Annotated in this window: 13 protein-coding genes and 1 riboswitch; of the genes, 4 read left to right on the plus strand and 9 right to left on the minus strand. The window is 74.7% G+C overall.

Annotated features, from left to right (window positions below; translation table 11 throughout):
• Positions 1 to 104: 104 nt before the first annotated feature.
• Genes BXA05_RS11725 through BXA05_RS11735 form a run of 3 tightly spaced genes read right to left on the minus strand, consistent with a single transcriptional unit; the run spans position 105 to position 6,048 of the window.
• Positions 105 to 1,364 carry an acetate/propionate family kinase gene (locus BXA05_RS11725; RefSeq protein ID WP_043656335.1) on the minus strand — a complete coding sequence of 420 codons (1,260 nt, stop codon included), beginning with the start codon at positions 1,362 to 1,364 and terminating at the stop codon, positions 105 to 107.
• On the minus strand, positions 1,361 to 3,550 hold the full coding sequence (gene pta / locus BXA05_RS11730; RefSeq protein ID WP_076405103.1) for a phosphate acetyltransferase: 2,190 nt from the start codon (positions 3,548 to 3,550) through the stop codon (positions 1,361 to 1,363). Before pta ends, BXA05_RS11725 begins: the two co-directional genes overlap by 4 nt.
• Positions 3,547 to 6,048 carry a phosphoketolase family protein gene (locus BXA05_RS11735; RefSeq protein WP_076405104.1) on the minus strand — a complete coding sequence of 834 codons (2,502 nt, stop codon included), beginning with the start codon at positions 6,046 to 6,048 and terminating at the stop codon, positions 3,547 to 3,549. Before BXA05_RS11735 ends, pta begins: the two co-directional genes overlap by 4 nt.
• 260 nt (positions 6,049 to 6,308) lie before the next feature.
• Here BXA05_RS11735 and BXA05_RS11740 point away from each other — a divergent pair, with 260 nt between their 5' ends.
• Together BXA05_RS11740 and BXA05_RS11745 are read left to right on the plus strand one after the other, a co-directional pair.
• Positions 6,309 to 7,202, plus strand: coding sequence for an SURF1 family protein (locus BXA05_RS11740; protein WP_061268641.1), 894 nt, complete (start codon positions 6,309 to 6,311; stop codon positions 7,200 to 7,202).
• Positions 7,203 to 7,384: 182 nt separating this feature from the next.
• A complete protein-coding gene (locus BXA05_RS11745; RefSeq protein WP_034654148.1) occupies positions 7,385 to 7,678 on the plus strand; it encodes a hypothetical protein in 294 nt (97 codons plus the stop codon).
• A 161-nt stretch (positions 7,679 to 7,839) separates the two neighbouring features.
• Here the strand turns inward: BXA05_RS11745 and BXA05_RS11750 are convergent, their stop codons facing one another.
• Genes BXA05_RS11750 through BXA05_RS11760 form a run of 3 tightly spaced genes read right to left on the minus strand, consistent with a single transcriptional unit; the run spans position 7,840 to position 12,430 of the window.
• Entirely contained in the window at positions 7,840 to 8,877 is a 1,038-nt protein-coding gene (locus tag BXA05_RS11750) for a GNAT family N-acetyltransferase (protein ID WP_211435857.1), read from the minus strand.
• Positions 8,878 to 8,903: 26 nt separating this feature from the next.
• On the minus strand, positions 8,904 to 10,637 hold the full coding sequence (locus BXA05_RS11755; protein ID WP_076405106.1) for an ABC transporter ATP-binding protein: 1,734 nt from the start codon (positions 10,635 to 10,637) through the stop codon (positions 8,904 to 8,906).
• Complete coding sequence (locus BXA05_RS11760; RefSeq protein WP_061268638.1) at positions 10,634 to 12,430, minus strand: ABC transporter ATP-binding protein; 1,797 nt, start codon at positions 12,428 to 12,430, stop codon at positions 10,634 to 10,636. The genes BXA05_RS11755 and BXA05_RS11760 overlap by 4 nt, the downstream gene beginning before the upstream one ends.
• 121 nt (positions 12,431 to 12,551) lie before the next feature.
• On the opposite strand from BXA05_RS11760, the gene BXA05_RS11765 reads away from it, so the two are divergent.
• Positions 12,552 to 12,998 (plus strand): DUF3817 domain-containing protein, encoded by a 447-nt coding sequence (locus tag BXA05_RS11765; protein WP_081600117.1) that lies wholly within the window; start codon positions 12,552 to 12,554, stop codon positions 12,996 to 12,998.
• The gene (locus BXA05_RS11770) at positions 12,995 to 14,311 is read left to right on the plus strand and encodes a ThiF family adenylyltransferase (protein WP_061268637.1); all 1,317 of its coding nucleotides are present in this window, start codon (positions 12,995 to 12,997) and stop codon (positions 14,309 to 14,311) included. Before BXA05_RS11765 ends, BXA05_RS11770 begins: the two co-directional genes overlap by 4 nt.
• 96 nt (positions 14,312 to 14,407) lie before the next feature.
• Here the strand turns inward: BXA05_RS11770 and BXA05_RS11775 are convergent, their stop codons facing one another.
• From BXA05_RS11775 to thiO, 3 genes are all read right to left on the minus strand, one after another.
• Positions 14,408 to 15,250: a thiazole synthase gene (locus BXA05_RS11775; RefSeq protein ID WP_076405107.1), complete on the minus strand. Its 843-nt coding sequence runs from the start codon at positions 15,248 to 15,250 to the stop codon at positions 14,408 to 14,410.
• A 9-nt stretch (positions 15,251 to 15,259) separates the two neighbouring features.
• The gene (gene thiS / locus BXA05_RS11780; RefSeq protein ID WP_076405108.1) at positions 15,260 to 15,493 is read right to left on the minus strand and encodes a sulfur carrier protein ThiS; all 234 of its coding nucleotides are present in this window, start codon (positions 15,491 to 15,493) and stop codon (positions 15,260 to 15,262) included.
• Positions 15,494 to 15,498: 5 nt separating this feature from the next.
• Positions 15,499 to 16,773, minus strand: a complete 1,275-nt coding sequence (gene thiO / locus BXA05_RS11785) for a glycine oxidase ThiO (protein ID WP_083711831.1) — start codon at positions 16,771 to 16,773, stop codon at positions 15,499 to 15,501.
• Positions 16,763 to 16,865, minus strand: a riboswitch (TPP riboswitch). Its footprint overlaps the gene before it by 11 nt.
• Between the last annotated feature and the right edge of the window lie 36 nt (positions 16,866 to 16,901).

The following is a 16,901-nucleotide window of genomic DNA, read 5'->3' on the forward strand; positions in this document are numbered from 1 at the left end:
AGCATGCCACCGACCGGCGAGCCGACGCGCGGGCGTCGGCTCACCGGCCGGGGAGCGGCCTGAGCCGCGCAGGTGTCACCCGGACGAGTCCGGGCGTGCGGGGATCAGCCGGCGCGCGAGGCCGCCTCGACGACCTCGACCGACTGGCGCGCGATGGCGAGCTCCTCCATCGTCGGGACCACCATGACGAGCGTGCTCGTCCAGTCCGGCGAGATGACGCGCGGCTCACCGGAGTCGACGGCGTTGCGGTCCGGGTCGACCGCGAGGCCGAGCGGCTCGAGCCCCTCGACGACGGCGGCGCGCACCTCGGCGTCGTGCTCGCCGACGCCCGCGGTGAAGGCGACGACGTCCACGCGGCCGAGCACGGCGGCGTACGCGCCGACGTACTTGCGCAGCCGGTGGATGTACACGTCGAACGCGAGGCGGGCACCCTCGTGGCCCGCCTCCATGAGCCGGTGCAGCTCGCGGAAGTCGTTCACGCCGGACAGGCCCTTGACGCCCGAGCGCTTGTTGAACAGGTCGTCGATCTCGTCGATGCTCATGCCCGCGTTGCGCGCGAGGTGGAACACGACCGCGGGGTCGATGTCGCCCGTGCGCGTGCCCATGACGAGGCCCTCGAGCGGGGTCAGGCCCATCGACGTCTCGACCGGCACGCCGCCCTTGACGGCCGACGCCGAGGCGCCGTTGCCGAGGTGCAGCACGATCGTGTTCAGACCCTCGATCCGGCGCCCGAGGACGCGCGCGACCTTCCCGGACACGTACTGGTGGCTCGTGCCGTGGGCGCCGTAGCGGCGGATCGCGTACTTCTCGGCGACCTCGGCGTCCAGGGCGTACGTCGCGACGTGCTGCGGCAGCCGCTGGAAGAACGCGGTGTCGAACACCGCGACGTGCGGCACGTCGCCGAGCAGCGACCGCGCGACCTCGATGCCCTTGACGTTCGCCGGGTTGTGCAGCGGCGCGAGCGGGGACAGCGAGCGGATCCGCTCGAGCACGCCGTCGTCGACGAGGACCGGGTCGGCGAACAGCGAGCCGCCCTGCACGACGCGGTGCCCCACCGCGTACACGTCGGCGTCCGAGAGGGTCGGGCCGACCTCGTCGAACATGCTCAGCGCGATGCGCAGCGCGTGCCCGTGGTCCGCGACGGGCTCCTCGCGCGTCGTGGTGTTCCCGGCGAACCGGTGCTTGATGATCCCGGACTCCTCGCCGATGCGCTCGATCGTGCCCGCGGCGATCGCCTCGCCCCCGACGGGGTTGACGAGCTGGTACTTGAGCGAGGACGACCCCGAGTTCATGACGAGCACGGACCCGTGCGCGCCGTACGCGCTGTAGGGGTTGGGGCGCTCGCCCTCGGGCAGGATCGTCATGACGTGGCTCCCTGGGAGTCAGAGGTGGGGTCGGCGGCGTCGGCCGGGGCCTGCGCCTGGATCGCGGTGATCGCGACGGTGTTGACGATGTCCTGCACGAGCGCGCCGCGCGAGAGGTCGTTCACCGGCTTGTTGAGGCCCTGGAGGACCGGGCCCACCGCTACGGCGCCCGCCGAGCGCTGGACCGCCTTGTAGGTGTTGTTGCCCGTGTTGAGGTCCGGGAAGATGAACACGGTCGCGCGCCCCGCGACGTCCGAGCCCGGCATCTTCGACGCCGCGACGGACGCGTCCACGGCCGCGTCGTACTGGATCGGGCCCTCGACGAACAGGTCGGGGCGGCGCTCGCGCACGAGCGCCGTGCCCCGGCGCACCTTGTCCACGTCGGCCCCCGACCCGGACTCGCCGGTCGAGTACGACAGCATCGCGACCCGCTGGTCGACGCCGAACTGCTGCGCCGTCGCCGCCGAGGAGATCGCGATGTCCGCGAGCTGCTCGGCCGTCGGGTCGGGGATGACCGCGCAGTCGCCGTAGACGAGCACGCGGTCCTGCAGGCACATGAGGAACACGGACGAGACGACGGACACGCCCGGCTGGGTCTTGATGATCTCGAACGACGGCTTGATGGTGTGCGCCGTCGTGTGCTTCGCGCCCGACACCATGCCGTCCGCGAGCCCGAGGTGGACCATCATCGTGCCGAAGTAGGACACGTCCTGGACGCGCTCGCGCGCCTCCTCGAGCGTCATGCCCTTGTGCGCGCGCAGCCGCTGGTACTCCGCGGCGAACCGCTCCACGAGCTCCGGGTCGTGCGGGCTGATGACGTGCGCGGCGTCGATGTCGAGGCCGAGCTCCGCCGCGCGGGCGCGGACCTTCTGCTCCTCCCCGAGGATCGTCAGCTCCGCGACCTGGCGGCCGAGCAGCGTGGACGCGGCGCGCAGGATGCGGTCGTCGTCGCCCTCGGGCAGCACGACGTGCTTGCGGTCCGCACGGGCGCGCGACAGCAGCTCGTACTCGAACATCAGCGGCGTGACGACCTCGGGCCGGGGCACGTCGAGCCCCGCGAGGAGCGCCGCGCCGTCGACGCTCTGCTCGAACAGCGCGAGCGCCGTGTCGACCTTGCGCTGCGACTCCTTGGTCACGCGGCCCCGGGCGCTCGCGGCGGCGCTCGCCGAGCGGAACGTCCCGAGGTCGGTGCGGATGATCGGCAGGCTCGGGTCGAGGTCAGCGACGAGGCGCGCCGTCGACTCGGGCGGGAAGAAACCGCCGTTGAGGATGACGCCCGCGAGCGACGGGAAGCCCGACGCCGAGTGGGCGGCGAGCAGCCCGATGAGGATGTCCACCCGGTCGCCGGGCGTGATGACGACGGCGCCGTCGGTGAGCCGGTCGAGCAGGTGCTCGAACGACATCGCTCCGACGAGCAGGTCGGTCGCCTCGCGAGCGAGGAGCTCCTCCTCGCCGAACGCGAGCGTCCCGCCGACGGCCTCCATGAGGATCCGCACGGTCGGCGCGTCGAGGAACGGGTCCTCGGGCACGGCCCAGCCCGGCAGCCGCGTACCCGGGGCGGGCTGCGCCGTCGGGCCCGACGACGTCCCGCCCGCGAGCGGCTCGCCGTCCGGTCCCAGCGACCCGAGCAGCGCGCGCACCGCGTCGAGGTCGTCCGGCTGCACGCGGTTCGCGACGACGCCGATGGGCTGCGCGTGCTGCGAGCGCAGCTCGGCGACGCTCACCTCGATGAGGTTGCCCACGGCGTCGGGCGTGCGGCCCTTGCCGGAGACGACGAGGAGGACCGGTGCGCCGAGGTTCGCCGCGACGCGCGCGTTGAACGACAGCTCGGTCGGCCCGGCGACGTCGGTGTAGTCCGTGCCCACGACGACCACGAAGTCGCACTGGCTCGCGACCTCGTGGTACCGGGCCACGATCCGCGAGAGCGCGGCCTCCTGGTCGGCGTGGACGTCCTCGTACGTGACGCCGATCGCCTGCTCGGCGGTGACGTCCACGCCGTCGTGCGCGAGCAGGAGCTCGAGCACGTAGTCCTGCACGTCCGGGCCGGCGGCCCGGGTGACCGGCCGGAAGACCCCGACCCGCTGGACCTTGCGGACCAGCAGGTCGAGGACCCCCAGCGCGATCGTGGACTTGCCCGTCTCGCCCTCGGGCGAGGTGATGTAGATGCTGCGAGCGGTGTCGCTCACTCGTTGTCTCCTCCGGTGTCCTGCACGGCGGCGCTCGCGCCGTTGTACTGCGGGCCACCCTCCTCGGTCGCCGTCTCGCCGACGTCCGGCCACACCCAGTCGCGCACCTCGGGGATGTCCTCCCCGTGCTCGCGGGTGTACTGGCGGGCCGTCAGCCGCGCGTCGACCATCTCCTGGCGCAGGCCCGCGTAGGTCGAGCGCAGGGACGGCACACGGTCGATGACGTCGATCACCAGGTGGTAGCGGTCGATGTCGTTGAGCATGGCCATGTCGAACGGGGTGGTGGTGGTGCCCTCCTCCTTGTAGCCGCGCACGTGGATGTTCGCGTGGTTCGTGCGGCGGTACGTGAGGCGGTGGATGAGCCACGGGTAGCCGTGGTAGTTGAAGATGACCGGCCGGTCCGTCGTGAAGAGCGTGTCGAAGTCCTTGTCCGACAGGCCGTGCGGGTGCTCCTTCTCGTCCTGGAGCCGCATGAGGTCCACGACGTTGACGACCCGGACCTTGAGGTCGGGGATGCGCCGGCGCAGGATGTCCGCCGCGGCGAGCACCTCGAGCGTGGGCACGTCGCCCGCGGCGCCGAGCACGACGTCCGGGTCCTCGCCCTCGACCTCGGTGCCGGCCCAGTCCCAGATGCCGAGGCCGCGTGAGCAGTGCGCGATCGCCTGGTCCATCGACAGGAACTGCGGCGCGGGCTGCTTGCCCGCCACGACGACGTTCACGTACTGGCGCGAGCGCAGGCAGTGGTCGTACGTCGAGAGCAGCGTGTTCGCGTCCGGCGGCAGGTAGACGCGGACGATCTCGGCCTTCTTGTTCACGACGTGGTCGATGAAGCCCGGGTCCTGGTGGCTGAAGCCGTTGTGGTCCTGGCGCCACACGTGGCTCGACAGCAGGTAGTTGAGGCTCGCGACCGGGCGCCGCCACGGGATGTGGTTCGTGACCTTGAGCCACTTCGCGTGCTGGTTGAACATCGAGTCGACGATGTGGATGAAGGCCTCGTAGCTCGTGAACAGGCCGTGCCGCCCGGTGAGCAGGTAGCCCTCCAGCCAGCCCTGGCACTGGTGCTCCGACAGCATCTCCATGACGCGGCCGGCGCGCGCGAGGTGCTCGTCGACGTCGGGCCCGAAGAAGTCGGCGTTCCACTGCTTGTCCGTGACCTCGTACACGGCCTGGAGGCGGTTCGACGCCGTCTCGTCGGGGCCGAAGATCCGGAAGTTGTCCGGGTTCTTCCGCACGACGTCGGTGAGCCACTGGCCGAGGACGCGCGTCGACTCGGCGATGCTGCTGCCCGGCCCCGTGACGTCCACGGCGTAGTCGCGGAAGTCCGGCAGGCGGAGGTCCTTGAGCAGGAGGCCGCCGTTCGCGTGCGGGTTGTCGCTCATGCGGAGCGTGCCCTCGGGGGCGAGCGCGGCGACGTCGTCGACCAGGCGGCCGTCCTCGTCGAACAGCTCGTCGGCCCGGTAGGACTCGAGCCAGCCGCGCAGCACCTCGAGGTGCTCCGGCGTGTCCCGGGCGCTCGCGAGCGGCACCTGGTGCGCGCGCCACGAGTCCTCGGTCTTCTTGCCGTCGATGACCGGCGGGCACGTCCAGCCCTTCGGCGTGCGGAACACGATCATCGGCCACGCGGGACGCTCGTCGTTCCCCGCCGCGGCGTCGGCCTTGATCTGCGCGATGTGGTTGAGCACCTCGTCGAGGAGCTGCGCGAAGCGGCGGTGCACCTCGAAGTGGTCCTCGCCGTCGAACCCGCCCGTGAAGAAGTAGGGCGTGTGGCCGTAGCCGATCATGAGGTCGCGCAGCTCGTCGTCGCTGATGCGCGCGAGCACCGTCGGGTTGGCGATCTTGTAGCCGTTGAGGTGCAGGATCGGCAGGACGACGCCGTCGTTGCGCGCGTTGACGAACTTGTTCGAGTGCCAGCTCGTCGCGAGCGGGCCCGTCTCCGCCTCGCCGTCGCCGACGACCGCGGCGACGAGCAGGTCGGGGTTGTCGAACGCCGCGCCGTACGCGTGGGAGAGCGCGTAGCCCAGCTCACCGCCCTCGTGGATCGACCCGGGCGTCTCCGGCGCGACGTGGCTCGGGATGCCGCCCGGGAAGGAGAACTGGCGGAACAGCCGGCGCAGGCCCTCGGTGTCCTGGGTGACGTCCGAGTAGGTCTCGGAGTACGTCCCCTCGAGGTACGCGTTCGCGACGAGGCCGGGGCCGCCGTGGCCGGGGCCGGCGACGTAGATCGTCGACTGGCGGCGCTGCGCGATCGCGCGGTTGAGGTGCGCGTAGAGGAAGTTGAGGCCCGGCGTGGTGCCCCAGTGGCCCAGGAGGCGCGGCTTGACGTCCTCGCGGTCCAGCGGCGTGCGCAGCAGCGGGTTGTCGAGCAGGTAGATCTGGCCGACTGAGAGGTAGTTCGCCGCGCGCCACCAGGCGTCGACCCGACGCAGGGTGTCGTCGTCGAGCGGTGCGATCTCGGCGGGCTGCCAGGCGGTGGACTCGGTGACGGTGGTCGTGCTCATCTCACGCTCCTGCGGGGGAAGGGTCCGTGAACGACTACGGCTTCATACAACCCCATCGACCGGGGGCCTGCACTATTCCTCCTGGCGCCCGGCGGTGTGACCTGCGCCCACGACGGCACAAAAGGTCCAAGGTCCCGCGCCCGGGAACCACGGCCGAGGACGTTGTCCCCGGCCCCGAGGGCCGGTGGGCGGCGTGTGACGTTCGCCCGCCAGGCGGTCCGGATGCGGGGACCCGCCCGCGCCCCGGATACCGTGGGGTCGTGCCCGAGCCCACCGCGCCCCGCTCGTTCTGGGCGGTCGCCCGCCAGCCCCGGGTCGTCGGGCTGCTCGTGCTCCTCCTCGTCGCCGCGGCCGTGTGCGCGCGGCTCGGCGTCTGGCAGCTCGACCGCGCCCAGCAGCGTGCCGAGCTCGCGGCGCAGCACGAGGCCGCCGAGCTCGAGGCCGCCGGCCCCGAGGGCGTCGGCGTGCTGCTCCCGCCGCAGTCCACGTTCCCCGGCGAGCTCGTCGGGCGGCAGGCCTGGGTCGAGGGCGAGTACGACGCGGAGGGGCAGCTCCTCGTCGAGGGCCGCGCGCTCGACGGCCGCACCGGCTACCTCGTGCTCACCCCGCTCCACGTGACCGACGACGGCACCCAGGGCGCGTCGTGGGCCGACCTCTCGGGCGCCCCGGTCCTGCCTGTCGTGCGGGGCTGGGTCGAGTCGCCCGACGCGAGCGCCGCGCTCGACCCGCCGGACGGCGTCGTGCGCCTCACCGGCTACCTCCAGGCGTCCGAGGCCGCCGGGCAGGGCGGCTCCGCCCCCGGCCGCACCGACGCGATCTCCACGGGCGAGCTGGTCAACGCGTGGGGCGGACCGATCTACTCGGGCTACCTCGTGCTGCTGTCCTCGGACCCGGCGCAGCCGTCGGCGGCCGACGGCGGCCCGGCCCAGCTCCCGCGCCCGACGATCGAGGGCGGCACGGGGCTCAACCTGCAGAACCTGTTCTACGCGCTCCAGTGGTGGGTGTTCGGTGGGTTCGCCGTGCTGCTGTGGGTCCGGCTCGTGCGTGACGAGGCGGCGGGTGGCAAGCGCCGCGCGCGCGGGGAGGACGCCGGGATCGCCGGCCTCCCCGGGCCGGCCGACGCCGACGCGACGGGCCCGCGAACGACCCCCTGAGAGCGGGTCGGGAGCGCACGCGCCGCGTCCCGGGCCGGGAGCGAACGGACCGCCGTCTCACCACGTGACACAGCGCTGGCCGGACATATGTACGGACCTCAGTCTTATCCCGCCCGGACAGAGCGTCCGGGCGGTCCGCCGGTCGACGTCGCCCGGCGGTCGGAGAGACACGGGGGTACTCCATGAAGAAGCGTCTTGCACCGTTCGCGGTGGCAGCGGTCACGATCGGTCTGGTCCTCGCCCCGGCGGCGAGCGCGAGCGCGGCGAGCAGGACCACGCCGTACAACTGCGGCACCCGCGACGCGAAGATCACGGCGAGCGCGCCGACGAACGTGTCGCTCCGGGTCAACGGGACGACCAACAGCGCGCGCAACAGCGCGGGCGCGGCGGTGACGATGTACGACTACGACGGCCAGGGCACCGCCTACGCGACGTCGACCGACGCGTCGGTGGCGATCCACGTCTCGTGCTTCTGACGCGCTCGTCCCGTCGGGTCGGCTGACTCCGTCAGCCACCCGACGCGGCGTCACCCGGTGCCCGGTCGTCGTCCGCGACGGCCGGGCACCGGCGCGTCCGGCCCCGGCCCCGAGTCCGGGCCCGGGCCCCCGACCCGGCTGCGCGTCCCGGCCGCCCGCGGTCAGCCGTCGAGGTCGAGGTCCTTGAACCACGACTCGGTGACGTAGTCCGTCTCCCAGCCGAGCGAGCGGTAGAGCTGGTCGGCCTTCGTGGGGGAGTCGGCGTCGACCTCGAGCGCGACGCGGTCGCGACCGTCCCGGGCGGCGTCCGCGATCACCGTCGCGAGCAGCGACTTCGCCACGCCGCGGCCGCGGGCGGCGCGCGTCACCCCGATGTACTCGACGTAGGTGCCCGGCGCGCCGCTCTCGCCCGCGGCGATCGACGAGCACACGACCGTGCCCGCGGGGACGCGGTGGCCGTCGTCGGTGTCCACGTACGCGAGCCACCAGTGGTCCCAGCTGTGGCCCGGGTCCTCGCGGAGCCGCTGCACGAACTCCGAGAAGCTCTCGCGGTAGGAGTTGAAGTGGTCCTGGAAGGACGTCTCCAGCATCTGGTGCACGACCTGGAGGTCGGCCGCGACGGGCATCCCGTTCTCGTGCCGCTCGACCGGGCGGACCGTGACCCCGGCGCGCGGGGCGAGCGCGGCCTCGTCGGGGACCACGGGGCGCGTCATGTGCAGCCAGCTGCGCCGCCGCGCGTACCCGGCCCGGGTCAGCCACTGCGCCTGGCGCGCGTCGTCGGCGAACGGGCTCTCGTCGAGGCGCGTCGCCGTCACGCCGCGCAGGCGCGCCATCGCGACCGCGGTGCGCTCCGCCCAGCGGTAGAACGCGTCCGCGATCGCGTCGACCTCGGCCACGTCGCGGTCGAAGTAGCCCCAGACGGTGGCCCGCCCGGCGGCGCGGTCGTGCACGGTCACCCAGGCGCGGGGGACGTCGTCGGGCCCGACGGCGACCAGCTGGCGCCGCGTCCAGGAGGCCAGCCCCGTGACCTCGGACTCGATCCCGGCGGGGTCGACGTGCGTCGAGCCCGTCCCCTGGAGCTCGTCCAGGCGCCGCAGCCGGACGAGCGCGTCGATGTCGGCATAGCCGGGGACCCGGGCCCGCCAGGGGCTCGGGAGGGTCGGGAGGTCGTGCGGGGTGGCGCTCGTGGTTCCAGGCATCGGCACCATCTTGGCACCGAACGGTGCTACTCCTGCTGCCAGGAGTGCCACAGCCGCGCGTAGTCGCCGCCCGCGGCGACGAGCTCGTCGTGCGGGCCGATCTCGCTGATGCGGCCGCCGTCGACCACGGCGACGCGGTCGGCGTCGTGCGCGGTGTGCAGGCGGTGCGCGATCGCGACGACCGTCCGGCCGGCCAGCACGGCGTCGAGCGAGCGCTCGAGGTGGCGAGCCGCCCGGGGGTCGAGGAGCGACGTCGCCTCGTCGAGCACGAGCGTGTGCGGGTCGAGCAGCACGAGGCGCGCGAGCGCGAGCTGCTGCGCCTGCGCCGGGGTGAGCACGTGCCCGCCCGACCCCACGGTCGTCGCGAGGCCCTCGGGCAGCGACTCGGCCCACCCACGCGCGTCGACGGCGTCGAGCGCGTCGAGCAGCTCGGCCTCCTCCGCGTCGACCTTCGCGAGGCGCAGGTTGTCCGCGAGCGTGCCGACGAACACGTGGTGCTCCTGCGTGACGAGCGCGACCTCGCGCCGCAGGTCCTCGAGCGGCAGGTCGACGAGCCGCACGCCGCCGGAGCGGACGGAGCCCGCCGTCGGGGGGTGGATGCCCGCGAGCATGCGTCCGAGGGTCGACTTGCCCGCGCCCGACGGCCCGACGACGGCGAGCCGCTCGCCCGGCTCGAGGTCGAGCGAGACGCCGTGCAGCACGGGGTGGCCCTCGCGGTAGGCGTACTCGACGTCGCGTGCGACGAGGCGGTCGCCGTCGGGCACGTCGCCCGTCGGGGTGCGGTCGCCGGGCACCTGCGCGACGCCGACGATGCGCGCGTACGACGCCGCGGCCACCTGGATCTCGTCGAGCCAGAAGATGAGGTTCCACACCGGCCCGGCGAGCTGGAACGCGTAGGTCGTCACCGTGGCCACGGCGCCGAGCGTCGTCTGGCCCTGCGAGAGCAGCCACGCGCCCCACACGAGCGCCGCGACGGGCGCGATCGCGATGGCCAGGTCGATGCCCGGGAACAGCACGGTGCGCAGCCCGAGGGTGTACCGCTCCGCCTCGAACGCCTCGGTGAGGTCGGCACGCACGCGCGCCTGGCGGCGCTCGGTGAGCGAGAGCGCGTCGACCGTGCGCGCGCCCTCGACGCTCTCGGTGATGGTGCCGTTGAGCGTCGCGTAGGCGGCGGCCTCGCGCTGGTAGCCGGCCGACGCGCGCTTGAGGTACCACCGCGACACGACGACGAGCAGCGGCACGCCCACGAACAGCGCGAGCGCGACGAGGGGTGCGACCACGACGGCTGCCACGGCCGTGAGCACGAGCGTGACGACCGCGACGAGGAGCTGCGGCACGCCGAACCGCACGGCGTGCTGGATGCGGTCGACGTCGTTCGTCGTGCGTGCCACGAGGTCGCCCGTGCCCGCGCGCTCGACCGTGGACAGCGGCAGCGACGTCACCGTCTCGACGAGGTCCTCGCGCAGCTCGGCGAACACCGTCTCGCCGAACACCATGGACAGGCGCTGCGCGTACCGGCGCAGGACGGCCTGCGCGACGACCGCGCCCGCGCCCACGGCGACGACCGTCGTCACGTACGACGACGTGGTGCCCTCCGTGACGGCGTCGACGAGCCGGCCGAGGAGCCACGGCCCCACGAGGCCCGCGACCGCAGCCAGGGTGTGGAGGACGGCGATGAGCACGAACGTGCCGCGGTGCCGGGCGAACAGGCGTCCGGCGGCGGCGCGGACGGCGGGGCCGTCGGCGACGGGGAGCCTCATGCCTGGCCTCCTTCGGGTGCGGTGCGGGCGAGGGCGGGGGTGTCGTCGAGCGAGCGCCCGACGACGCGCAGGTACCGGGCCGCGTCGTCGTCCGGTGCGGTCGCGGGGGAGTGGGCGCGGTCGACGAGGTCGCGGTGCGTGCCGCGCGCCGTGACCCGGCCGTCCTCGAGGAGCAGCACCTCGTCGACGTGCTCGAGCACGAGCGGCGACGCCGTGACGACGAGGGTCGTGCGCCCGCGGCGGGCCTGCGCGAGGCTCGCGGCGATCCGCGCCTCGGTGTGCGCGTCGACGGCGCTCGTCGGCTCGACGAGGACGAGGATCTCCGGGTCCGTGAGGAGCGCCCGGGCGAGCGCGACGCGCTGGCGCTGGCCGCCCGAGAGCGACCGCCCCTTCTCGGGCAGCTCGCCCGCGAGGCCGTCGGGCACGGAGTCGAGCACGTCGTGCGCGTCGGCCGTGCTCACCGCGGCGAGCACCTCGGCCTCCGTCGCGGTGCCGCGCGCGTCGAGCTCGTCGCGCAGCGCGCCCGAGAAGAGCTGGGGCGTCGCCTCGGCGACGACGACGCGGCGCCGGAGCGCGTGCTTGTCGAGCGCGGCGAGCGGCGTCCCGCCGAGCCGCACGGGCGTGGCCGCCTCCGCGGCGTCGTCGAACCGCCCCAGCCGGGTCGCGACGGCCGCCGACGCGTCCGGGTCCGCCGAGACGAGCGCGACGACGCGTCCCGGCTCGAGCACCAGGCCGCTCGTCTCGTCGACGAGGGGGCTGCCCTCGGGCGGCATGGGCGCGGTGGCCGGGGTCGCGCCCGCGGCCGGCTCGACCGCGAGGACGCGCACGATCTTGCGCGCGGCGACGTGGGCGCGCGTCGCGATGTTGAGCATCTGCGTCGCGACCTGCAGCGGCCAGCCGAGGAACGCCGCGTACCCGTAGAACGCGACGAGCTGCCCGGGCGTGATCTCGCCGCGCAGGGCCGCCGTCGCGCCGAGGTAGACGACGAGCACGACGAGCAGGCCGGGCAGGAGCACCTGGAGCGCGTCGAGCGTGGCCTGGGTGTGCGCGACCTTCACGCCGGCCTCGCGGACCTTCTGCGACTGCCGCGCGTAGCGGCCCACGAACACGCCCTCGCCGCCGATCCCGCGCAGGATGCGCAGGCCCGAGACGGTGTCCGCGCCGAGCGTCGTCAGGCGGCCCTGCGCCTCGCGCTGCGCGGCCTGGCGCTGCTGGAGCGGTTTGACGAGCAGCGCGAGCACCGCGGCGACGACCGGCAGGCCCAGCACGACGACGAGCCCGAGCTGGAGCGACGTCGAGAGCATGATGACCGCCACGACGACGTACGCGCCGAGCGCGCCGAGGAACTGGCCCATCATCGAGAAGAGCTGGCCGACGCGCATCGCGTCGCTCGCGACGGTGGACACGACCTCGCCCGTCGGGAGCTCCTCGGTGATCGCGTCGCCCGAGCGGGCCGTGACGTCGCCCACGAGCTGCGACGTCGTGAGCGCCGAGCGCAGCCAGTTCGCGATGTCGAACCGGTGCTGCGTCACGCCCGTGACGACGATGCCCAGGCCCAGCGCGAGCAGGAGGCCCGCCCAGCGCCACAGCTCGGCACCGAACCCGGCGGTGAGCCCCTCGTCGAGCGCGCGGCCGAGCATGTACGGCTGGAACGCCTGGCACGCGAAGTTCACGAGGCCGAGCAGCACGGACACCGTGAGCACCGTCCACTGGCGCCGGGCGATCCAGAGGAGGTAACGGGAGGGACCGCGCAGGTCGGGGGTCCCCGGGTCGGGGAGGGGGAGGGGTCGCACGGTGTTCTACCCTAGGTTCGGCGTCCGACACGCGGCGACGGTTTAACGCGGCGACCGCGTCACGCCACCGCACGCGGCGGAGACCGCCGCGGCCGTCTCGCCCGGAACGAGGACCTCTCCCATGACCACGCAGGACCCGGCCACCCCCACCGACGCGCCCGTCGTCGCTCCCGCCGACGCGGCGGCCCCCAGCGCGGAGGCCGCGCGCACCGCGATCCGCAAGGCGCGCGGCGCGCTCGCGCGCTACCGGGTCCTCGCGATCATCACCGGTGTGATGCTGCTGATCCTGTGCGTCGAGATGCTCGTCAAGTACGGGGTTGGTGCGTTCGTCGACGTCGACGGGATCATGCGCTACGTGTCCTGGATCCCCTTCGCGCACGGCTGGATCTACGTCGTGTACCTCGTCACCGTGCTCGACCTGTGGACCAAGATGCGCTGGGGCTGGGGCCGCCTCGCGACGATGGTGTTCGCCGGCGTCGTGCCGGTCATGTCGTTCATCCTCGAGAAGAAGGTGCACGCCGAGGCCGACGCGAAGCTCGTCGCGCTGGAGGAGCAGTACGCGGCATGACCACGCCGCTCGCGCCCCTCGTCGCGCCCGGTCCCGAGCTCTCGACGCCGGAGCTCGAGCGCTACGCGCGCCACCTCGCGCTGCCGGGCGTCGGTACCGAGGGCCAGCGGCGGCTCGCGGCCGCGCGCGTGCTCGTCGTCGGCGCGGGCGGCCTCGGCAGCCCCGCGCTGCTCTACCTCGCCGCCGCGGGCGTCGGCACGATCGGCATCGTCGACGACGACGCCGTCGACACGTCGAACCTCCAGCGCCAGGTCATCCACGGCGGGTCGGACGTCGGACGTCGCAAGGTCGACTCCGCGCGCGAGAGCATCGCGGACGTCAACCCGCACGTCCAGGTCGTCGAGCACGCGCTGCGGCTCGACGCGGACAACGCGCTCGACGTGCTGCGCGGCTACGACGTCGTGCTCGACGGCGCCGACAACTTCCCGACCCGCTACCTCGTCTCCGACGCGGCCGAGGTCCTCGGCCTGCCCGTCGTCTGGGGCTCGATCTACCGCTTCCAGGGACAGGTCAGCGTCTTCTGGGCCGCGCCCCGGTTCGCCGTGCCCGACGACGCCCCGCACCCGGACGCCGCGGGTCCCGATCCCGCGGCGGGGTCGGGGGAGCAGGGCCCGCGCGGGGTCACCTACCGCGACGTGTTCCCCGTCCCGCCGCCCCCGGGCGCGGCACCCGACTGCGCGACCGGCGGCGTGTTCGGCGCGATGTGCGGCACCGTCGGCTCCGTCATGGCGACCGAGGCGATCAAGCTCGTCACCGGCGCCGGCACCACGCTGCTGGGCCGCCTCGCCGTCTACGACGCCCTCGACCTCTCGTGGCGCCAGCTCACCGTGCGCGCCGACCCGACGCGCGAGCCCGTCACCGCGCTCCTGCCGGGCGACGACGCCTACGCCGCGTTCTGCGGGCTCCGGCCCGCGGCGCAGGCCGTGGCGACGCCCGGTGCCGGGGCGGGGCCGACCGGGGCCGCGGGGCCCGCGCCGCGCGACGTGTCCGCCCCTGACGCGGCCGCCCTGCTGCGGGCCGACGACGCCGCACCCTTCCTGCTCGACGTCCGCGAGGACTGGGAGGCGCAGGTGCGCCCGCTCCCCGGGTCGACGCTCGTCCCGAGCGGCGCGTTCCTCGGCGGCACGCAGGACCCCGGTGCCGCCGCGGCGCTCGCGGACCTGCCCGCCGACCGCCCGGTGCTCGTGGTGTGCGCGGTCGGCGGCCGGTCGGCCCGCGTCGCCGACGCCGCCCGCGCGGCGGGCCTCGACGCCCGCTCCGTCGTCGGCGGCGTCCAGGCCCTCCTCGACGCCCTGAAGACCCCCACCCTCTAGCCCCCTGCACGTCGACCAGGTGGTCGTGGCACGTCCTGGTCGACGGACGAGCCGGGATGGCCTGCTCGGCCCGCCGGGACGGCCTGGTGGACGGGGTCAGAGGGCCAGGTCCAGGCGGCCCTGCGGGGACGAGCTCGCCAGGGCGCCCTCGCGGCGGGGGATGCGCCCGGCGCCCGCGGCGAGCCGGCCCGACTCGACGGCGAGGCGCATCGCGCGGGCCATGCGGACCGGGTCGGCGGCGCGCGTGACGGCCGTCGCGAGGAGCACTCCGTCGCAGCCGAGCTCCATGGCGAGCGTGGCGTCGGACGCCGTGCCGATCCCCGCGTCGAGGATGACGGGCACCCGGGCCGCGGCGGCGATCGCCTCGATGTTGCGCGGGTTGAGGATGCCGAGCCCCGTGCCGATGGGTGCCCCGAGGGGCATGACGGCGGCGCAGCCGACGTCCTCCAGCCGGCGCGCGAGGATCGGGTCGTCGTTCGTGTAGGGCAGCACGACGAACCCGTCGCGCACGAGCTGGTCGGCCGCCTCGACGAGGCCGACCGGGTCGGGCAGGAGGGTCACGTCGTCGGCGATCACCTCGAGCTTGACCCACTCGGTGCCGCACGCCTCGCGCGCGAGGTGCGCGGTGAGCACGGCCTCCCGCACGGAGAAGCACCCGGCGGTGTTGGGCAGCGCGCGGATGCCGAGGCGGGCGAGCAGCGCCCAGATCCCCGCGTCGGGGCTCGCGTCCCCGCCGGCGCGGACGGCGACGCGTCGCATCGCGACGGTCGTCAGGGCGGTGCCCGACGCGACGAGCGCGTCCTCGAGCGTGAGCAGGTTCGCGGCCCCGCCGGTGCCCATGACGAGGCGCGACCCGACGGGCGTGCCGGCGACGACGAGCGGGTCGTCGGCGACGGCCGGGCCGCTCGCGGTGGCGGGGGAGACGTCGGTCGTGGTCATGGCTCCTCCTCAGCCGCCCTGGACGGCGGTGACGATCTCGATGCGGTCCCCGGGCGCGACGACGGTCGTCGCCCAGGCGCCGCGCGGCACGACGGCGTCCCCGACGGCCACCGCGACGCCCTGCGGCGTGCCGTCGGCGACGTAGGCGGGGACGAGCGCGGCGACGAGCCGCTCCAGGTCGACGTCGCCGTCGAGCGGGTACGGCTCGCCGTTGACGAGCGCGGTGGGTGCGGGTGCGGTCACGGGTCTCACCTCGGTGTCGTGGCGGTGCGGGCGAAGCGGTCGGTCCGGGCGGTGGCGAGGGCGGTCGCGACGTCGTCCCTGGGCTCGGTCCCGCCCAGGCCGGAGAGCCCGCCGAGCCCGGCGACGACGGCGTCGGCCGTGAGCGGGGCGAGCAGGATGCCGTTGCGGCCGTGGCCCGTCGCGAGGTGCAGCCCCGGGACGTCCGTCGGCCCGACGAGCGGGAGGTTGTCCGGGGTCGCGGGACGCCCCCGCGGCGTCACCTCGACCAGCGCGGCCTCGTCGATCCCCGGCAGGAGGGCGCGCGCGTCCCGCAGGAGCGCGAAGACCCCGCCGGCGGTGGCGCGGCGGTCGTCCGGGTTCTCCTCGGTGGTGGCCCCGACGACGACCTCCCGGTGACCCGCGCGCGGCCCCGCCGGCTCGGCGTCGCGCGGCACGACGTACACCGGCCGGCCCTGCACGAGCCCGCGCACGACGTGCTCCAGCGCGAGGTCCGGGCCGGCGTCGAGCCGCAGCGTCTGACCCTTCACCGGGCGCGTGGGCACGACGACGCCCGGCACGTCCGCGAGGAGGGCGCCCGACTGCCAGCCCGCCGCGACGACGACCGCACCCGCGCGGTGGAGCCGGCCGGCGTCGTCGTGCACGCCGACCACGCGCCCGGCATCGAGCGCGAGCCGGGTCGCGGACGCGCGGACGACGCGCGCCCCGGTGGCCGAGCCCGCACCCGCGGCGTCGCGCCCGCCGACCGCCGCGAGCAGCGCGGCGTGCGTCGCGCGCGGGTCGACCGCGTGGTCCGCGGGGGCCCACGCCGCCCCGGCGACGCGCGGGCCCAGGTACGGCTCGCGGCGGCGCGCGTCGGCGACGGTGAGCTCGTGCGACGCGAGACCGCGCGCGGCGTGCAGCGCGAGGACGCGGCGGAGCAGCGCGAGGTCGTCCGCGTCGTAGGCGAGGGTGAGCGTCCCGGCGGTCCGCAGCCCGACGTCCGCCCCCGTCGCCGCGCGCAGGTCCGCGGCGAACGCCGGCCACGCCGCGGCGGCCGCGAGGTGGAGCCGCAGGGCGGCCTCCTCCCCGAAGTCGGCCTCGGTCACCGGCGCCAGCATCCCCGCGGCGGCATGCGTCGCGCCCGCGCCCGGCGCCGGGTCGAGCACCGTGACGGTCAGGCCCGCGCGCGCCGCGCGCCACGCGACGGCGAGACCCACGATCCCGCCCCCCACGACGACGACGTCACGCGCGCCGTCGGGCACGACGGAGCCACCCGCGGACGGGTGGACGGACAGGCTCATGTGCGCTCCCTTCGCTGGCATGACCCAGATCAGGTTCGACGGTCGGCGGCGACGCCCTCTCAGCCCCGTGCGGGGCTCCCGTGCTGTCGGCCACAGTACCTCCTGCCGTGGGCCCGCCGAGGTTAGGC

This window comes from Cellulosimicrobium funkei (assembly GCF_900155925.1).
In the GTDB taxonomy this organism is placed as follows: domain Bacteria; phylum Actinomycetota; class Actinomycetes; order Actinomycetales; family Cellulomonadaceae; genus Cellulosimicrobium; species Cellulosimicrobium funkei.